The organism is Neoalteromonas arenosi (assembly GCF_030362855.1).
GTDB lineage: Bacteria > Pseudomonadota > Gammaproteobacteria > Enterobacterales > Alteromonadaceae > Alteromonas_E > Alteromonas_E arenosi.
Window position 1 is genome coordinate 260,779 of record NZ_JAUCBP010000007.1, and the last position, 18,361, is coordinate 279,139.

Sequence of the window (18,361 nt, forward strand, 5' to 3'; positions counted from 1 at the left end):
GTTGGTGCAACCGCTGGATTGTTGACTAGGCTTGAATTTATTAACCTATTGAAAATATTGATAAATATAGTTGGCACTAATCCTGTATTAACGATCATCAGACGCGACGTTCAAAAATAGACTAGTGAACCTTATAACGTCGTTATAACTACATCAAATGCTTGGATCGCAGTGCTGTGATTCGGCAAATTAGCAATGAAGCCCGTAACTAAAGTTTCTTTTGGAAACCTACGTTGCGGGTTTTTTTTGCGTAAACGCACCATCGATGTGCATAAATGCGAAGATGCGCATTTTGCCTTTCATAGACAGTTGGTTTTTATAAAGGAAAACATTAGGTTAGGCTGTGGGATACGCTGGCAGGTGTTTTGCTTCAATGTTTACTTGTCAAGGTGGTTTTGCATTGAACGCTGATGAATCAGTCCCATAATTGCTCTATTCTGATACTGAGCTTAGATGGAAGTCGTCGCCAAATTTATTATTTCCTTGTAACTAATATGTCGGTGAAGGAGAAAAGCTCATGAGTCTACAAGCTACTGTTGGGTATATTCCTTTAACTGATTGTGCGCCTTTGGTGATCGCGAAAGAGCTTGGCTTTTTTCAACAGTACGGCGTTAATGTTGACTTGCAAGCACAGCGCTCTTGGGCGACTTTACGCGAAAAATTACATGCTGGTGTTTTAGATGCAGCGCAAGTATTAGCACCTTTACCTTTTGCCAGTCAACTTGGCTTAGATACTGTAGCAACAGATGTGATAGCCCCTATGGTTCTGAGTCTCAACGGTAATGCCATCACACTTTCAAACTACCTGTGCACTGAAATTAAGTCAGCTAACAGCATTAAAGACATAAACTTACCAATGGCTGCTTATTTGCTTGAAAAAGTCATAACGCGTCGTAAGCGTAAAGGAGCGTCTAAGTTAAGATTTGCAAGTGTGTTTCCATACAGCTGTCATTTCTACCAATTGTGTGAATGGTTAAAGTCAGGGGGAGTTTCAATGTCTGATGTTGATCTCACGATTGTTACTTCTGACAGCATGATAAGTGCATTGCACAATGGCGAAATTGATGGCTATTGCGCAGGAGGTCCGTGGAATGCAAAAGCTGTTCGAGCAGGACTAGGTACCACAGTTTTAACATCCTATGATATTTGGCGTGAATCACCGGAGAAAGTATTAGGTTTGCTCGGGAGTTTTTATCGTCACAATCCCGCAACCGTGTATGCCATTTGCCGAGGATTGAAACAAGCATGCCAATGGTTAGCAAGCATACCAAACAGATTTGAAGCGGCTTGTATATTGAGCCAGAGCAAGTATTTAGATGCTCCCATAGAAGTTGTAGCTCCCTCCTTACTCGGCAGTTGCTTAATCGATTTAAAGCACTCACCTAGGGAAGTGCCAGACTACAATCAATTTCATTCTAAATTCGTTGATATAAACTCCCCGACGCAGAGCAGTAGAGATTGGTTGCTTCAGCAAATGTTGACTACCGGTCAAGTATCTCAAGCGCAGGTGGATTCGCTGAAAGTAGGGCAAGTGTTTCGAGCGGATATCTATGCTGAAGCCATGCTAGGCTTGTGAGCAGGCAAATTAAGCACACAAACTGTGCAACCTCGCACCAGTATGGACAGTGCAACCGTACTTTACAGTGAATGCCCACCTCTAACATTATGAAATATATGGAGATTTAATGTTGGCATTTATGATGCTAATAGCTACGTGCTTCACTAATAATAATTATGTCTCTTAAAACGGTTGTTCCAAAACAAACCATCGAGACTGATAACAAAGTGCGCAACGACAGCAATGTTGTAAATAACAAGTATCCATTTGAGAGTATTGCTACTCGACTTTGGAAAGGCAATGTCACCCACTTAGGCGCTATGTGTCCGGATGTCTAAGTGGGTTTTTTTTAAATAGCGTGCAGCCACCAAACCTACCATTCCATATATTACTCAACCAAACGCAGCAGAAAGCAAACTTATAAATTTAAACTACACTGCGTATTAGTTACAGTTTTAGCAGTGACGGGTTGCCAGCGAGCCAGTAAAGCTTTTAGGGAGCATATACATGAAGAAATGTAATTTACCGGTTGCAGTAGCAGCTATACTGTCCTCTTTAGGCAGCAGTTATGCCAGTGCTGACGAGTTCTACAAGGCTCTCTCTGAAGGCGAAGTATTTGGTAATTTCAATTTGCGTTATGAAGCGGTCGAACAAGACAACGCGCTCGAAGACGCTAGCGCTTTCACACTGCGGACGCGCTTGGGTTATAAGTCAGGTAGTCTTGATGGTTTTTCATTTACGGTAGAAATGGAAGATAACCGAATTGTGTTAGGTGAGGGCGACTATGCATCTCCACCTAACGGTTACAATACCGGTATCTATTCGGTAATTGCTGACCCGGAGCATACTGAGCTTGACCAAGGGTTTATCCAATACAAGAACGATAATTTAACCGTTAAGGTAGGTCGTCAAGTGATCACTCATGATGGCCATCGTTTCATTGGTCATGTTGGTTGGCGTCAGGACCGGCAGACGTTCGATGCGGCAACGGTTGTATATGCGCCAAATAAAGACCTTAAGTTAACCTATAGCTACATTGGCAAGCGTAATCGAATCTTTGGCGAAGATGCTGATCTAGATGCAAAAGATCACTTGTTCCATGGCTCTTATAAAACTGAGTTTGGTACATTGGCTGTATATTCATATTTGCTCGAAGTTGATAACGATACTGACAATGCGTTAGATACTTATGGCATTCGGTTCGCGGGAAAACGTAAAGTCGACGATTTCAGTATTGTTTATCACCTCGAGTATGCGTCACAAAGCAATGAAACAGCCGCAAGTGACTTTAACACTGATTATCTCTTTGCGGAAATAGGTGCGGTATTCTCTGGCGTGACAGCTAAAGTAGGTTATGAAGTGTTGGGCTCAGATGATGGCATGATGGGTTTCCAAACACCGTTGGCGACGCTTCACAAGTTCAACGGCTGGGCAGACCAATTTTTAGGTACTCCTGCACAAGGCCTCGAAGATGTAACATTTACCTTGACCGGCGCAGTAGCAGGAGGGAAATGGCTTGCTGTTTATCACGACTATTCTGCTGATGAAGCAAGTGCCACTGTTGATGACTTAGGTAGTGAAATCAATCTTCAATACTTGAAAACTTTTAATAAGCACTACAAATTTGGTGTTAAATACGCCGCTTACTCTGGAGAGAGTGGTCGTGTTGACACAGACAAATTGTGGTTATGGTTAAACGTTGGTTTCTAGCCTAAGTCAATGCTATACAAGACATGGAGCAACCAACAGCTCTAAAAGTCTTCATAAAATTACCAGCGATGCTCAGTGTGGATCTTTATTCTCAAGATTTCCGCAGCTCCTTTGCGGTTACAAGACCATGATGAACTGATTAACTGCAACACCCAAGTTGATTGGCGTTGTGTTTTAAATCATCGGCTTTCAGTATAAATCGTTTGCTTATGCAGCTTGCTTGTCGGCCTTAGTCATTGACGTGAGCTGTGCTGCTAGTTTGTCACACGCATCATAGTACTTACGCGTATTCTGGAAATACACTCTTTCTACTACTTTACCGCTGACATCAAGAATAAAGCATGCGAGTGGTTTACCGGTTTTGGGGAGCGAGAAACAATGCAATGTCCATTGAGAATACAGCGGTGCCTGGAATAGAAACCGATTAATGCAAAAGGGAAGCTGTCCCCATTCAATGCTCGGCGTTTCGCCGCCGTAGCAGTGTTGAGTATGCTGAAATTCATTGTCACATGAAAGTGCACTGATGCCATGCTTTTTCACTAGCTGATCGATAATTGCTATGCCAAAACTCATAAATCACCCCTTAAAGCTGTTTATGTATACAGTATTGTTTAAATATACAGCAATTGCAAGCTATGATGAATGCGAATATTTACAGACTTGATTACGTCCTTGGGTTTTTGCGCGATACAGAGCGGTATCCGCGCGTTGGATCAGTCGTTCTATCGAGTTTTCGTTGACATCCGTTTCTGTGTGCAGGCCAATGCTGACTGTTACTACATCTGCGGCAACACTTTCCGAATGTGGGATCGCAAGCGCACGTATATCGTCACAGAGTTTTTCAGCAAACTCATAAGCTTGGGCTTCTGTATGGCCTAAAATAGTACAAACGAACTCCTCGCCGCCATAGCGAGCCACAAAATCCGTGCCGCGCCGGGCATTCTGTTCGATCACTTGCGCTACTTTATAGAGGCACTCATCACCTTTCATGTGGCCATAGGTGTCATTGAATTGTTTGAAACAGTCAACGTCTATAAGTAACACCGAAACCGAAATTTTATTGCGTTTTGAAATGGGAATTATCTGCTCAATATGTTCATTAAATGCACGTCGATTCCCGACTTTAGTGAGGCTGTCCACAAAGCTTAGTTTAGTTAGCTCTACTTTTTGCTTATCAATGACTTCAAACTGTTCGGCAATGGTTCGCGCTAAAGCGCCAATTTCATCATTCGATTTCTCACCGTAATGACCAGTATTATCGGTCTTACTGGAATTTAGGTAGTTGTTCAGACCAATAATACGTGAAACAACGCGTGATTTGATAAATAGGATAAGGGCCAGACCAATGGCGAATGTCGCGGCATAGACCATCAATGTGTAAGAGTGCTTGCGTGCAGCATCACGGGCAAATTCAGATGCGAGCGCAGATTGTTGCTCGGCAAATTGATAAGAGCTGAATTCAGCACCTTTGGCTATATCGAGAATAAAGCGACGCAAAAAATTACTTTGCCCAGCCGCACGGGCTCGCCCTCTTAATTGTAAAGCTTTGACACGACTTAACCCCTTATTACCAACGACTAAACTTTGTAGTTCGGTCAGGTACTGGTTTGTGTTCTGGGGAATTTGTGGGCTGCCGAGCAGCATGTTGAAGTTTGACTTTATTGCGCGTTCATAACGTCTCAAGTCGATCAGTTTTTCGGCTGATGAAAGCTGTGAAATTGCAGCCTCTAATGAGTAAATGGCTTGTAAGTTATCCTCAGTCATTGAGGTATCGATAACACTGTTTGCACGCAGCTGATTGACTTGCTCTATCAGCTGGCTTTCCTGTCTACTGTGTTGAAACGTCTCACGAGTGGAGACGGTCAACGCCGCAAATTCAGACTTAATGGTTTCTAGGTCAGAATGCAGTGGATTGTTATCTGCTAATAGACGCTCAATCTCACTGAGCTTTTCGAGTACTTGGCTCTCGTTTATTCTAACTTCTGGTAGGCTACTCGACTGGGCGAAATTTGAGACCAGAAAAGCGAGTGCTGAAATTTGGCTGTGCAACAGTCCACTGCTTGCTAGGGTTGGCAAAACCTCGCTACTGATCCGCTCATACGTGGCTTCAGTTTCTTTTAACTGGATGTAACTAAAACTACTCATTATGGCGAACAGTAAGATAAAAACACCCAGCAGGACGTTAGTTACACGACTAATTGAAATCAATGTATTGCGGAAAAACTTTCTAGGTCGCGCTACTTTAGTCAAACGTTATTCTTCCTTGCTCGACAAGGTTGACCCGATCAGCGCGCTGCATAGCACGACTGACCACCTCTGACACCAGTGGTGCTGTAGGCGCATTTTCGAATCGCCTTGTTGCGCCCTCAAACATGGTATAGCCGTCACCGCCACTGAAAAGATAGTCACTGGTAGCAAGGATATACGTCTTATCAGACTGCACCGGTGCACCATCGACACTAACATTGGTAATGCGCTGATTAACGGGGGCATTCACATCAATCGAAAAACTCAACCCAGACACCTGTGGGAACCGACCTTTGGTCACCTCGTATTGACTAACGCCATTTTCGAGTGCTGCGACGATGTCTTGTCCCGTTACCTCTATGACAACGAGTCTTGCTCGAAAAGGGAGTTCATGCAGCAAATCACGGCGTGTAAAAGGGTAACCAGCAGAGTAGGCTCTGTCACCGCGAATAACGCCGCTATTTATCAACGCAATGTCGGCTTGACCTTCTTTACGCATTGCATCTGTGATGAAATTACCAAATCCACTTTCTTTGGTTCGAACGGTTTCCCTCAGTGTATCAAAGGGCTCTGCGATAGTTGCGATCTGTTGCTTTAACTGAGTATTGAGTCGACTTTGATAGCGGTTAATGATTTGCGCTATCGCTGGATTTGGGACAAGTGACGCCAGTTCAATCGATTCCTTTTCGACAGTGACACGGCTGTTTTGTGCATCGTGACTAAAGTGAACTTCAATCACCGCAGCCGCGCCCAAGTCATCGAGTACTAATTGATTTGGGTGACGCTCATCAATCGGGATAACCTGAAGAACGTTATTGGGTTCACTCTGGATTGAAATGTCGATAATTCCTTGATCCAACGCTGGTTTGATAAAATCGAACATATCTGAGTGGAGCAGCACAATGGCGTCTGCGCCTTCTGCGCGTAGCTGCTTCGAGATATTCATCACTGCTTGCTCTGGCGAGGAAATCTCTAAGCGTTTGAGTAAGTATTCGGCAGTGATATTCTGGGAAACAATCGAAATAAAACCGATATTAGCATTTTGCTTGTTAACGATAAGGTCAGTGTAAATACCATCGAGCGGTTGCTCGGTTTCTTTATCCGTTGCATTGGACAGCAATAATGGGAATGCGGCTTCATAGCTGCGCAGAATGAGCTCGTCTTCGAAATAGCTAAATTCGCGCTTTGTGATACTCATCACATCGGGCTCTAGATTGTTGAGGATATCAACAATGTGTGAACCTGAGTCAAAAGAGGCTAAAGGACTCGGTGCTAAACTTGCGCCGCCAAATACAAACAGCAGGTTTTCGCGATTTGCGCCGCGTTGTTGCTCAAGCAAGGTTGCTAGCTCTGCGTAGTCACCGTGATTTGGCGCGCCAATAATGGGTAAGTCAGCGGCGTAAACCAGTGTTACTTGGTGTTCAGCGCTAACACAGCAAGCACTCAAGCATGAAGTGAGTGCTACAAATCCGAGGATTAACCTGCGCATGCTGCTATCTCATTAAGGTTGCATAGCGATATAGTATGCGCATGCACAAAAAAATTCTATACACTGAGAGAGTCAATCTGCTGATAAACGTGTTTGTTGGGTAGCTAAACTCAAAATTACTGCGTTTTGAGTTCAGCATTTCATACTGGCAAACTACACTTAAGTAATTCTCTGAAACCTTCAATTCGAAACAGGTGCAAAGCATGAGTTCAGTAACAATCAATGGAAAAGAGTACCCTATAGATGTGGCACCCGATATGCCACTGCTGTGGTTTTTGCGTGACAGGCTTGAATTAACCGGCACCAAGTTTGGTTGTGGTAGTGGCTTGTGTGGCGCGTGTACGGTTCATATCGATGGCACCGCAACACGTTCTTGTGTTATGCCAATTTCGGCGGTAGCCGGTCGCTCAATAACCACCATTGAAGGTTTGTCAGAAAATGGTGATCACCCCGTACAAAAAGCGTGGTTAAAGCATCAAGTGCCGCAATGTGGTTACTGTCAGGCTGGCCAGATAATGAATGCTGCGAGTTTTTTGGCAAACAACAAGCAGCCGTCTGAACAAGATATAGAGGCTGCTATGCAGGGAAATATTTGCCGTTGTGGTACATATCAACGCATCAAATTAGCGATTGCTGATGCCGCAGACGAATTGGCCAAGGAGGTATAGAGTATGGAACACGCAATTCAAAATCCAGCGCGTAGAACCTTCATCAAAGCGTCGGCACTAGTGGGTGGTGGCTTAGCGTTAGGTGTTTCTCTACCGAGTATGGCGCATCAACATCTAGGTAGTGATTTTAATCCCAGCGCTTTTATCCATTTATATAAGAACGGTGACGTCGTGTTGTTCTGTGGCCGTTGTGAAATGGGGCAGGGCATAAGTACGGCGCTACCCGCAGCAGTCGCTGACGAAATGGAAGCTGACTGGTCAAGAGTTACGGTCAAGCAAGGTGAAGGCAACGCTGAGAAATACGGTCCGCAAGCAACGGGCGGTTCAGCCAGTATCGTAACCATGTATGAGCCGATGCGACAAGCCGGAGCAACCGCGAAGCTGATGCTAATTGCTGCGGCAGCGAAGGTATGGCGAGTGTCGGCTGAAGAATGTGAGGCCAGCAATCATGTTGTAATTCATACACCGTCACAAAAAACACTTGGTTACGGTGAGCTAGCTGAACTCGCAGCGGTACAAGAGGTGGTTGAAGCGCCGACGCTGAAGGACAAAAGCCAGTTCAAGTATATTGGTAAGGCTTTACCCCGACATGACCAAAGTATGGTGGTGGTCGGTGAGCGTACCTATGGCGTCGACACTAAGGTCCCTGGTATGCGCTACGCAGCCATTGTGCATTGTCCCGTATTAGGCGGGAAATTAAAGAGCCTCGATGATACTGATGCTCGTGCTGTTGCTGGTGTTATTGATGTTGTCACTATCCCTAGATTAGATGTGCCTTTCGGTTCAGTGGGGGGGGTTGCTGTTGTCGCGGATAATTCATGGACAGCGCAAAAAGCGGTAAAGGCTTTGGTAGTTGAATGGGAATCTGGACCCAACGGTAACTACGATACTAAAGCCTATCGCGCACAACTCATTGCGAATGTAGAAAAGCCCGCGGAAAAAGTAGCTGAGCGTGGCGATTTGACCGCTGCTTTCGAAACGGCAGAGCACAAGGTGTCAGCAACTTATACCGGTGGCCACTTATGTCATGCACCAATGGAGCCAAACGCCTCAGTTGTATGGGTGAAAGACGGTAGCGCTGAGGTTTGGGCATCCACGCAAAGCCCGGAAGATATCCAAAATGTACTCGGTGACTATTTGGGCATTGAACCCAAAGACGTATATGTTCACGTAATGATGAGTGGCGGTGCATTCGGGCGTAAATTCAAATGTGATTACGTCCAAGAAGCAGCAGCGATTTCTAAGCATATCAATGCGCCAGTGCAACTCATCTGGACACGTGAAGAGGATATGCGTACCGGCTACTATCATTCCATTAATGCGCAGCATATCGAAGCTTCTATGGATGCGGATGGCAATGTTACTGGATGGCTACACCGCGCTGCATTCCCGTCAATTAGTTCGCTGTTTAATCCGGCTTTAGAACGCGCACCCGCCAATAGTCTGGGAGAAATTGAAAATCACCCCTTCGGCATCGCGAATTTGCGCAGTGAAACGGGTGAAGCACCTGCACACACACGGATCGGCTGGTACCGTGCCGTTTATGCTATTTTTTACGGTTTTGCTTACGGCAGTATTGCCGACGAGTTAGCGCATAAAGCGGGCATGGATACCGTTACGTTCCTACATAAATTGTATGACAATAATAAAAATCCTGAGCACAAAGAGCAGGTAGCGCGCTCTAAAGCGGTATTGCAGCTCGCCGCGGATAAAGCTGGCTTTGGCCGTAAATTACCCCCAGGCGAGGGGATTGGTATTGCTGTTCATCACAGTTTTAGAAGCTATGTGGCAATGGCAGTACATGTGCGAGTGACCGGCGATAAAATTGAGGTACTAAATGTCGATTGTGCTGTTGATTGTGGTCAGGTACTCAACAAAGACGGCGCCACCGCTCAGCAAGAGGGCGCGGTAGTTATGGGGATGTCACTGTCTTTGTATACAGAAATAGTGTTCAAGAATGGTGCAGTTGTGAACTCTAACTTTCATGATTATCCCGTATTGCGGATTAACGAAATGCCGAATGTTCGTGTTCATTTTGTTGATTCGGACTATCCACCCACTGGCTTAGGTGAGCCTGGCGTTGCGCCATTCCCGGCAGCACTGACTAATGCCATTTTTGCCGCCTCAGGGACCCGTCATCGCGACTTGCCGATCAAACCCATGGCAATTTAATCGCCGTGTTGCTGTTGATAGCGTTGCGTTACATAGTCGATCACTGCTTGCAGTTTTCGACTGTGTGACCGTTTCTGGTTAAACACAGCAAACATCTCTCGTGTTCTAGCACGCCAATTCGCTGATGTGATCGTCACCAGATCATTATGTGGACAAAACTTATTTAATACGATGTTCGGTACGTAAGCTAACGCGATGCCATTCAAGGCCGCTTGCAGTGCAAGCGTGAGATCATTGACTTGGATACCACTGCGCGGTGCAATTTGGATTGGTTGTCCTTCGCTATCAATAAAAGTCCAGCGGTTCTGTGGCGGTGCGATCGCACAAGGAAGTTGATGTAAGTCGTGGATGGCAAAGTTGTCTTGAGCGATGTCATGCTGCGCAATGAAAGCCGGTGCTGCAACTAAGCTAAAAGGAATATCCCAGAGCCGAATTGCGTGCATAGAGGAATCTGCCAAAGGACCAACGCGAAACGCGATATCAATATTGTCTTTAACTAAATCAACCAGCTCATTGCTTAATGATATGTTTAAATTTAATTGTGGATGCAACTTGGCAAAGTCGATTAAGTAGCCACCCATATAGTCCAAACCCACGCGTGTTGGCATTGATAGGGTAAGACTACCTTGTAATTCTTCTTCATCGTCTAAGGCATCTGACACCGCCCAATTGAGCTGATTGATCAGTGGTGAGCATTGTTCAAATAACGCTTGGCCCTTTTCGGTTAGACGCATGTTGCGTGTGGTTCGAATCAACAACTGTTGGCCGAGACTTTGTTCTAATGCCGCGATCCTTCTGCTGACGGTACTATGTGGTATCGCCAATGCGCGAGCCGCTTTGTAAAAGCTTTGGTGCATGGCAACGGTGCAAAATAAGCTGATGTCGTCAAATTGATTATGCATACCTATCCATCTTATTATCTCATATATGGAATTATGTTAACCGGATATGTCTATTTTTAAAATTCTTAAAAGTCGTATAGTTACTGCCAAGTCATCGGGAGGAAGTCACTGTGAGTCAGCCAATCCAAACAACGTTCGCAAAAATTATCGCTCAGTTTACAGTTGTACTGGTTTTAATTACCGGTCTACTTGCGCTGACAACAGAAGTAAAAGCAGAAACTCAACAGTTGGTCTCGGAACAAAGAATTGCTGGACAAGTACGCTCAAGTATTGCGTTTGAGCGCGCGTTTGATGATCAGCACATTAGTGTCCATGTGACTGAACAAATAATCACTCTGTATGGTGCGGTTGATAGTCCAAAGACCCTGCAATCTTTGGTGTTTTTTATGCAGGATTTTACCACTGATTATCAAGTGGATATTCAAGTTGCCGTACGTAAACAGCCTCAGCAGCAGACTAAACCTAGCCTTTTGCGCTTGATTAGTTTTTAAGCGAACACCGAGGAAAGACAAAATAACTGTGTACTCAATTGTGGTTTATCGCTAGCCTTAACTAAATTTACCAGCGTATTACCTGATGAATAACGATAAACAACACTCCCCAGACCTCAATGACATGCTTGCTGCGCAACCACAACAACGGGCGCAATTCTTCGACCGGTTAGTGAACCAGTATCAGCAAATTTGGATTTTGTGTGATGACGATGGTGCTGTGATGCTCACTTCTGAAGAGGAAGATTGCATACCTGTATGGCCCACCAAAGAAGCGGCAGAGCTTTGGCGTAATGACGAGTGGCAGAGTTGTGAAATTATGCCGATCAAACTTACCGATTGGTATGCACGCTGGACCGTTGGCATGCAAGAGGACGATCTCTGTGTTGCTGTATTCCCTGTGCCGGGTGAGGATGGCATGGTGTTGTTACCTGAGGAATTTGAGGCGCTACTAAAACACTAAAAGCGCGTTATTTTGTATCTTGTCATTGTGTGGCATAGTGTGGCCTGATTTTCACATCACGGAATGAAAACACCTAATGACAAAAATAAAAATATCTCTACTCACACTCGCTACGGGCTTGTTGGTTAGCGGCGCTATCGCAGCAAAAGAGGGTATGTTCACACCCGAACAGTTACCACTGATCAAGCAAGATTTGGTTGCAACGGGGTTAAAGCTCGACCCTGATACACTGACCTCTCTGACTGAATTTCCCATGGGAGCCATTGTTTCTCTTGGCGGTTGCTCAGCTTCATTCGTTTCTGAGCGAGGACTGGTCGTTACCAACCATCACTGTGCACGCGGCTCGGTACAGTACAACAGTACGGCCGAAAATAATTACTTAGAAGACGGGTTTGTCGCTACAAAATTTAGCGATGAATTACCTGCCGCACCTGGCACGCGGGTATACGTCACCGTTGATTTTAAAGACGTGACTGAACAAGTCTTGGGTGGCTTGAGTGATGAATTAAGTGGTCGGGAGCGCTATGACGCAATTGAGCGAGCGCAAAAACGCTTAATCGCCGAGTGTGAATCAGAGCCTGGTTATCGTTGCCAAGTGCCAGCCTTTTATCAGGGCTTGGAATATAAACTGATCAAGCAGCTTGAAATTCGCGATGTACGCATCGCGTATTCACCGGCCGATTCAGTGGGTAAATACGGCGGTGATATCGACAACTGGATGTGGCCACGTCACACCGGTGACTTTGCCTTCTATCGCGCTTATGTTGGCCAAGATGGTAAGCCCGCAGATTATTCAACCGACAATGTCCCCTTCGAGCCTAATCACGTGCTTACGGTTTCAGCTGCGGGCTTGCAGGATGGCGATTTTGTTATGGTTGCCGGATACCCCGGTCGCACGTCGCGTTATAAGCGACTCGTTAATGTTGAATACAACTTTGGCTGGCAATATCCGCAGTGGATTTCGACCATTGAAGAGTGGATTGCAACCATCGAAGAGACTGCACCGGAGGGTAGTGACGCAAGGGTTAAGTACGAATCATTGCTAGCTGGTTTGAATAACTACATGAAAAACCTCAAAGGCCAGATTGATGGTGCTAAACGCGTAGGTTTGGTTGATCGTCGTGCCGCGCGCGAGGCGGCGTTGTTGGCATGGGTTGAGAGTGATCCGAGTCGTGCCGGGTATAAAACGGCCATTGAGCAGCTTGACCAACTCAATGAGCAAATGACTGCCGATATGCAGCAAGCGTTTTTTTATAACAATATTAGTCGCCCAGCACTACTGGTAGTTGCTAAGCGCTTGTATCGTCTAGCAATTGAAAAGCAAAAGCTGGATGCGGACCGAGAGCCTGGCTATCAAGAACGCGATTTGCCGCGTATTGAACAGCAGATGCAACGCGTCGATCGCCGTTATGATCCAAGCGTCGACAAAGCGACATGGTTGATGTTTTTAGAGCAGTATGTGCAATTACCTGATGAGCAGCGCGTCATAGTTTTGGATCGCTTCTTGGGTATTGATAAATCATTTGACCCTGAGCAAGTAGCGAGTTTGCTTGACACTATGTATCAACAATCACAGCTGGCCAGTGAAAGTACTCGTTTGGCGTTAATGAATGCCTCGGTCGAAGAATTAGAAGCACTGGAAGACCCATTTATGCAACTTGCTGTGGCAACGTTTAAATACGATATGCAACGCGAAGCGGTTGAAAAAGAACGTGAAGGCCAATTGGCGCATTTACAAGCACAGTACATGGAAGCGATTATTGCGTGGCAGGCGTCGCAGGGACAGTTGGCTTATCCTGATGCTAATTCAACCTTGCGTGTAACTTACGGTACAGTTTTCGGCGGCTCGCCCAAAGATGGTTTGATTTACGAACCATTCACACGCCTTGAAGGCATTGCGGAAAAAGATACTGGCGAAGCACCGTTTAATTCGCCCCAGTCGCAATTGGATTTAATTGCGCAAAAGCAATACGGCCCTTATAAAGACGACACGTTAGGTACAGTGCCGGTAAACTTTTTGTCTGACCTTGATGTTACAGGCGGTAACTCTGGGTCGGCAACGCTTAATGCCAATGGCGAGTTAGTTGGGTTATTGTTCGACGGTACGCTTGAAAGTGTAAATTCAGATTGGGATGTAGATCCTCGGACGACGCGCTCAATTCACGTGGATTCGCGCTATATGCTTTGGATTATGGAGTATGTGGATGGAGCTGGCCACCTTATTGATGAAATGCATGTAGTGGGCATCGAACGTTAATCACGGCCGATTTTGTATATAAAAACCCGCTTTTAAGCGGGTTTTTTATGTTGGTAAAAATATCTGTTTACAAAATACTAAAGCCAAAGAAAGGCTTTAGCTTGTATGTTGTTGTTTTTATGCTAAACCAAAGGTAACTGATGGGCGTATACCCATTAGCTTTACTATAAGCGCGTCCTGAGATAATGACGTTGAACGGTAGTCATGCGGTGTTCAGGACGAAAATAATAAACACAAGGGAAACACATATGAATACTACGCAAAAAGGCTTCAAACGAAGCGCCTTATGCGTTGGCATTGCCTGCGCCATTAGTACTCCAATAATCGCCCAAGAAAGTGATGATCAAGATATTGAACGCATCATGGTAACGGCGACTAAACGAGCCACCACACTTCAAGACGTACCATTTTCGTTAAACGCGCAAACGCAAGATGACATTGAACGTGCTGGCGCTACAAACTTAGAAGAACTGACCCGCAACGTTGCCGGTGTTTCAATTCAAAACTTAGGGCCGGGTCAAAGCCAAGTGGCTATCCGTGGCGTCTCGGCAGGCCAAATTGTGCGTGACCAACCGGGTGTAAAAGAACAAGTTGGTGTGTATCTCGATGAAAGTGTAATTTCGTTATCTCTGTTTACACCCGATTTGGATTTATACGATCTAAGTCGTGTTGAGACACTCCGTGGACCGCAGGGCACTTTGTTTGGTAGTGGTTCAATAGGCGGTACGTTGCGCTATATCACCAATCAGCCTGAACTGGGTATTACAGAAGCATCTGTAGAAGCTAACTTAAATACAGTTACCGATGGCGATACTGGAAATCATTTAAAAGGAATGGTCAATGTACCACTAACTGACGATAGCTTAGCATTGCGGGCGGTAGTCTATCGGACTGATTATGCAGGTTTTATTGATGCATTGAGTGAAGACGGATTTAGAGCGAAAGATGTTAATGATGGTGAGCGCACTGGCGGCCGAGTTGCGCTGAAGTGGCAAGTAACCGATGATTTAGTTATCACACCGCGGATTATTTTCCAAGAAATCGATATGGGTGGTTTCAACCGTCAGGAAGTGTTTAATTTATTTGCCAATCCGTACACGACAACACGACCGGCCATTCAATTACAAGAGCGCGAGCAATATTTACTATTAAACGAAGCGTTCGAAGACGAAACGACTATCGCTGATATCACCGCCGAATATGCGATGGACGAGGTTGATTTTACTTTTGTGTATAGCTACACCGATCGCGATATTCTTGTCAGCCGCGACGCGAGTGCATTAACTGGCTCGGTGAGTGTCGATTTGGGCTATCCCGATGAGGCGGTTACGTTACCCTCTAACTTGCAAGATCGAACGCAAGTCGAACAAGATACCATTGAGTTGCGCGCCGCATCGAATAATGATTCAGATCTGCAATGGTTAGTTGGTGTATTTATGTCTGATACCCAACGCACATACTCGCAGCGACTGCCAACACCTGGATATGATGCATTTACTGACGCCGTATTAGGAGCGGGCGTTTCGGCCGCAACAGCAAATGGCTTTGGTTCAGACTCTCCGTACAACGCTGACCTACCTTACGATTTAGAACAGTTAGCGGTATTTGGTGAGGTAACCTATGACGTAAACCAAGATCTTGCCGTGACAGCCGGTACACGCTTTTACGATTACGAGGAAGAGCGTCGTTTTACAACGGGTGGACTGTTTTCGAATGGCGATGATCAAGTGGATTCAACCGCATCAGATGGTTTTACTTCTCGGGTAATCGCGAACTACCGAATGAATGAAACGGTCAACTTGAACGCTCAAGTATCACAGGGTTTCCGGTTAGGCGGTGTAAATGATCCGCTTAACGAAACGCTGTGTAACGCGTCGGATCGCGCAGTATTTGGCGGGTTCCAAGACTATGACGATGAAACCTTGATCAACTATGAATTCGGTATGAAAGCGGCAAGTCGCGGCTGGACCGCAAACGTCGCAGCGTTCTATACCGATATCGAAGATCTGCAAGTCACTTTGGATGCAGGGTCATGCTCATCGCGTATTTCATTCAACGTTGATAAGGCTTTCACTCAGGGGATTGAGTTTGAATTGACACGTCAAGCAACTGAAAATGTGTTCTTCAGTTTTGCTGGGTCGATAATTGAAGCCGAATTTGATTCAACTGTACTAGACAGTGATGGCAACGTGATTGGTGGTGTTGAGAAGGGCAACCGTTTGGCCTCTGTACCAGAGTTACAGTTTGCCTTTGCGACCACTTATACGTTTGACTCCCCTTTGTTTAATTCGAGCAGCACCTATGTGTCAGCATCGTATCAATATGTCGGTGATCGTATCACTCAGCCGAGTGATCAGGTTGCTGGTGCCGGAAGCTTTACGTCGGGCTTACCGTTTGGTGGAGCAACTGGCAGCGAGACAACTAACCTGGATTTAGAGTTGGATGCTTATCAAACACTGAATCTCAGTATGGGTTTTGAATATGACAATTGGGAAGCGTTGTTATATGTCAATAATGCCCTAGATGAGAATGCTAACTTGTCGTTTGACCGCGAACGCGGTGGACGAGCTCGACTTGCATATCGGACCAATCAACCGCGTACCATCGGTTTGACCTTCCGATATTTCTACTAGGCAAGTGGCGTTGTAGGTGAGCCATGCGGCTCACCTATACATTTTGCACAATCTTTATATTTTATAACACTTCACTGACGCTATACTTGCCATACTAGACTCTCTATTAACCTTGATTGGAGTTGAAAATGGCCCCCATACTTAGGCGTTTGATCGCTACTTCACTTATCGTGTTTTGGCTTGTATCTGTGTTGGCTTTGCTGCCTACGATTTAGCGTACATCGCGAGATCTAAACATTTCGTCGTTTCACTAATCTTTATCAATTGGCATCCAGTATTATTTTTATATGCCATTGAATTTGACATTATTCTCGCGTGAATGACGTCAACCGATAGGAGACGATTATTACGTTACTTCCAAATGCCGAACAATTGTGGTTTCTACCACTTGGTGGAACTGGTGAGATTGGCATGAATATGAATTTGTTCGGCCATGATGGCCAATGGTTGATGGTTGATTGTGGGATAACGTTCGACGAACCTATCACTCCCGGTAGCCGCGACATATTCCGCGTTGTGGCGGCAGACCCTTCATTTATTGCTCAGCAAAAAGAGTCACTAGCCGGCATCGTTATTACCCATGCTCATGAAGATCACATTGGCGGTTTGGCGCATCTTTGGCCGCGCTTAAAGGCGCCTGTTTATACGACGCCATTTACAGCTGAAGTCTTGCGTCGCAAGCTGGCTGAGGTGGGATTGGTTGGCAAGGTACCGATCATTGAAGTGTCGATAGAAGAGAGTATTTCTATTGGCGGATTTACTGTCAGCTGGGTGCCTATCACGCATTCTCTTCCCGAGCCGCACGCATTGCTAATTGAGACGCCTGTGGGCAAGATATTTCATTCGGCAGATTGGAAAATTGACCAACGTCCCGGTGTTGGTAATGGTTTTGAGCAATGGCGTTTCGAACGCCTCGGTGAAAGCGCAATTACAGCAATGACATGCGACTCGACAAATGCACTGAAAGCTGGCCATTCATTGTCTGAATACGAGTGCTTTCAAGGTTTACTTCAAACTGTAAAAGCGACGCAAAATCGTGTGGTTATTACGTGTTTTGCGAGTAACGTCGCGCGCTTGATCGCCATTGGAAGAATTGCACAAGCTACAAATCGCTACTTAGCCGTCTACGGTCGTTCGCTACAAAACATGATTGGTGTCGCACGAGTTACCGGCCACTGGCCAGAAGATATTGAGATAATCGACAATGCACACGCTGGATACCTACCCAAGAATGAAATTTTAGCAGTAGCCACCGGTAGCCAGGGCGAGCCCCAAGCGGCATTGGCGAGAATGGCCAATGACACGCATAGAGATATCAATCTAGATACGGGGGATACTGTTATCTTTAGCGCAATGATCATCCCAGGAAATGAAATTGAGGTTGAGCGTTTACTACGTCAGTTTAAAGCTCGCAAAATAACAACGATATTATCTGAATCAAGTGAGCATCCAATACATGCCAGTGGTCACCCGAATAAAGACGAGCTGCGTCAGATGTATCAATGGGTCAAGCCGCAAATAGCGATTCCAATCCACGGTGAAGCTGAACATATTGAAGCCAATGCAAAATTGGCAAAATCTGTAGGCGTAGCTAAGTATTTTACAGGTAAAAATGGTGACCTGTATCAACTCGCACCGCAACCAATGCTGAAACGCGGTGCAGTGAAGGCCGGGAGGATTGTAATTCGCGCTGAATGATAATCAAGAATAAGTGACGATAGCTTAACCATTGCTCGAATAAACGTGACTTATACGTCGAGTTATTAATATT

14 protein-coding genes are annotated in these 18,361 nt (G+C 45.5%); 10 read left to right on the forward strand and 4 right to left on the reverse strand.

Annotated elements, in window-relative coordinates; translation table 11 throughout:
* Nucleotides 1-517 precede the first annotated feature (517 nt).
* From QTP81_RS07615 to QTP81_RS07625, 3 genes are all read left to right on the forward strand, one after another.
* The gene (locus QTP81_RS07615) at nucleotides 518-1,576 is read left to right on the forward strand and encodes a CmpA/NrtA family ABC transporter substrate-binding protein (RefSeq protein WP_289364756.1); all 1,059 of its coding nucleotides are present in this window, start codon (nucleotides 518-520) and stop codon (nucleotides 1,574-1,576) included.
* 158 nt (nucleotides 1,577-1,734) lie between these two features.
* Entirely contained in the window at nucleotides 1,735-1,896 is a 162-nt protein-coding gene (locus QTP81_RS07620; RefSeq protein ID WP_289364757.1) for a hypothetical protein, read from the forward strand.
* Between the two features lie 169 nt (nucleotides 1,897-2,065).
* Nucleotides 2,066-3,268: an alginate export family protein gene (locus QTP81_RS07625; RefSeq protein ID WP_289364758.1), complete on the forward strand. Its 1,203-nt coding sequence runs from the start codon at nucleotides 2,066-2,068 to the stop codon at nucleotides 3,266-3,268.
* Nucleotides 3,269-3,475: 207 nt separating this feature from the next.
* Here QTP81_RS07625 and QTP81_RS07630 read toward each other — a convergent pair whose 3' ends face one another.
* From QTP81_RS07630 to QTP81_RS07640, 3 genes are read right to left on the reverse strand one after another with little or no spacing between them, the layout of a single operon-like run.
* Nucleotides 3,476-3,841, reverse strand: a complete 366-nt coding sequence (locus tag QTP81_RS07630) for a hypothetical protein (RefSeq protein ID WP_289364759.1) — start codon at nucleotides 3,839-3,841, stop codon at nucleotides 3,476-3,478.
* Nucleotides 3,842-3,901: 60 nt separating this feature from the next.
* Entirely contained in the window at nucleotides 3,902-5,518 is a 1,617-nt protein-coding gene (locus tag QTP81_RS07635) for a GGDEF domain-containing protein (RefSeq protein ID WP_289364760.1), read from the reverse strand.
* Entirely contained in the window at nucleotides 5,511-7,004 is a 1,494-nt protein-coding gene (locus QTP81_RS07640; RefSeq protein ID WP_289364761.1) for a bifunctional metallophosphatase/5'-nucleotidase, read from the reverse strand. Before QTP81_RS07640 ends, QTP81_RS07635 begins: the two co-directional genes overlap by 8 nt.
* 203 nt (nucleotides 7,005-7,207) lie before the next feature.
* On the opposite strand from QTP81_RS07640, the gene QTP81_RS07645 reads away from it, so the two are divergent.
* Together QTP81_RS07645 and QTP81_RS07650 are read left to right on the forward strand one after the other, a co-directional pair.
* On the forward strand, nucleotides 7,208-7,672 hold the full coding sequence (locus tag QTP81_RS07645; RefSeq protein WP_289364762.1) for a (2Fe-2S)-binding protein: 465 nt from the start codon (nucleotides 7,208-7,210) through the stop codon (nucleotides 7,670-7,672).
* Nucleotides 7,673-7,675: 3 nt separating this feature from the next.
* Entirely contained in the window at nucleotides 7,676-9,844 is a 2,169-nt protein-coding gene (locus QTP81_RS07650; protein WP_289364763.1) for a xanthine dehydrogenase family protein molybdopterin-binding subunit, read from the forward strand.
* Here the strand turns inward: QTP81_RS07650 and QTP81_RS07655 are convergent.
* The gene (locus QTP81_RS07655; protein ID WP_289364764.1) at nucleotides 9,841-10,746 is read right to left on the reverse strand and encodes a LysR family transcriptional regulator; all 906 of its coding nucleotides are present in this window, start codon (nucleotides 10,744-10,746) and stop codon (nucleotides 9,841-9,843) included. The two genes, QTP81_RS07650 and QTP81_RS07655, sit on opposite strands and share 4 nt — an antisense overlap.
* Nucleotides 10,747-10,856: 110 nt before the next feature.
* Between QTP81_RS07655 and QTP81_RS07660 the strand changes: the two genes are divergently transcribed.
* The 5 genes from QTP81_RS07660 (at nucleotide 10,857) to QTP81_RS07680 (ending at nucleotide 18,288) form a co-directional block, all read left to right on the forward strand.
* Nucleotides 10,857-11,237, forward strand: coding sequence for a BON domain-containing protein (locus tag QTP81_RS07660; protein ID WP_289364765.1), 381 nt, complete (start codon nucleotides 10,857-10,859; stop codon nucleotides 11,235-11,237).
* Nucleotides 11,238-11,322: 85 nt separating this feature from the next.
* On the forward strand, nucleotides 11,323-11,700 hold the full coding sequence (locus tag QTP81_RS07665; RefSeq protein WP_289364767.1) for a DUF2750 domain-containing protein: 378 nt from the start codon (nucleotides 11,323-11,325) through the stop codon (nucleotides 11,698-11,700).
* A gap of 76 nt (nucleotides 11,701-11,776) precedes the next feature.
* Nucleotides 11,777-13,957 carry a S46 family peptidase gene (locus QTP81_RS07670; RefSeq protein WP_289364768.1) on the forward strand — a complete coding sequence of 727 codons (2,181 nt, stop codon included), beginning with the start codon at nucleotides 11,777-11,779 and terminating at the stop codon, nucleotides 13,955-13,957.
* Between the two features lie 248 nt (nucleotides 13,958-14,205).
* Nucleotides 14,206-16,590, forward strand: coding sequence for a TonB-dependent receptor (locus QTP81_RS07675; RefSeq protein WP_289364769.1), 2,385 nt, complete (start codon nucleotides 14,206-14,208; stop codon nucleotides 16,588-16,590).
* Nucleotides 16,591-17,001: 411 nt separating this feature from the next.
* Nucleotides 17,002-18,288 carry a ribonuclease J gene (locus tag QTP81_RS07680; RefSeq protein ID WP_434532970.1) on the forward strand — a complete coding sequence of 429 codons (1,287 nt, stop codon included), beginning with the start codon at nucleotides 17,002-17,004 and terminating at the stop codon, nucleotides 18,286-18,288.
* The last annotated feature ends 73 nt before the right edge of the window (nucleotides 18,289-18,361 follow it).

Bases quoted from the DNA above. Each gene is read 5' to 3' on its own strand.
- QTP81_RS07625 (WP_289364758.1), top strand. From the start codon at position 2,066: ATGAAGAAATGTAATTTACCGGTTGCAGTAGCAGCTATACTGTCCTCT.
- QTP81_RS07655 (WP_289364764.1), bottom strand. From the start codon at position 10,746: ATGCATAATCAATTTGACGACATCAGCTTATTTTGCACCGTTGCCATG.
- QTP81_RS07640 (WP_289364761.1), bottom strand. From the start codon at position 7,004: ATGCGCAGGTTAATCCTCGGATTTGTAGCACTCACTTCATGCTTGAGT.
- QTP81_RS07650 (WP_289364763.1), top strand. From the start codon at position 7,676: ATGGAACACGCAATTCAAAATCCAGCGCGTAGAACCTTCATCAAAGCG.
- QTP81_RS07680 (WP_434532970.1), top strand. From the start codon at position 17,002: ATGAATATGAATTTGTTCGGCCATGATGGCCAATGGTTGATGGTTGAT.
- QTP81_RS07630 (WP_289364759.1), bottom strand. From the start codon at position 3,841: ATGAGTTTTGGCATAGCAATTATCGATCAGCTAGTGAAAAAGCATGGC.
- QTP81_RS07645 (WP_289364762.1), top strand. From the start codon at position 7,208: ATGAGTTCAGTAACAATCAATGGAAAAGAGTACCCTATAGATGTGGCA.
- QTP81_RS07665 (WP_289364767.1), top strand. From the start codon at position 11,323: ATGAATAACGATAAACAACACTCCCCAGACCTCAATGACATGCTTGCT.
- QTP81_RS07615 (WP_289364756.1), top strand. From the start codon at position 518: ATGAGTCTACAAGCTACTGTTGGGTATATTCCTTTAACTGATTGTGCG.
- QTP81_RS07670 (WP_289364768.1), top strand. From the start codon at position 11,777: ATGACAAAAATAAAAATATCTCTACTCACACTCGCTACGGGCTTGTTG.
- QTP81_RS07620 (WP_289364757.1), top strand. From the start codon at position 1,735: ATGTCTCTTAAAACGGTTGTTCCAAAACAAACCATCGAGACTGATAAC.
- QTP81_RS07675 (WP_289364769.1), top strand. From the start codon at position 14,206: ATGAATACTACGCAAAAAGGCTTCAAACGAAGCGCCTTATGCGTTGGC.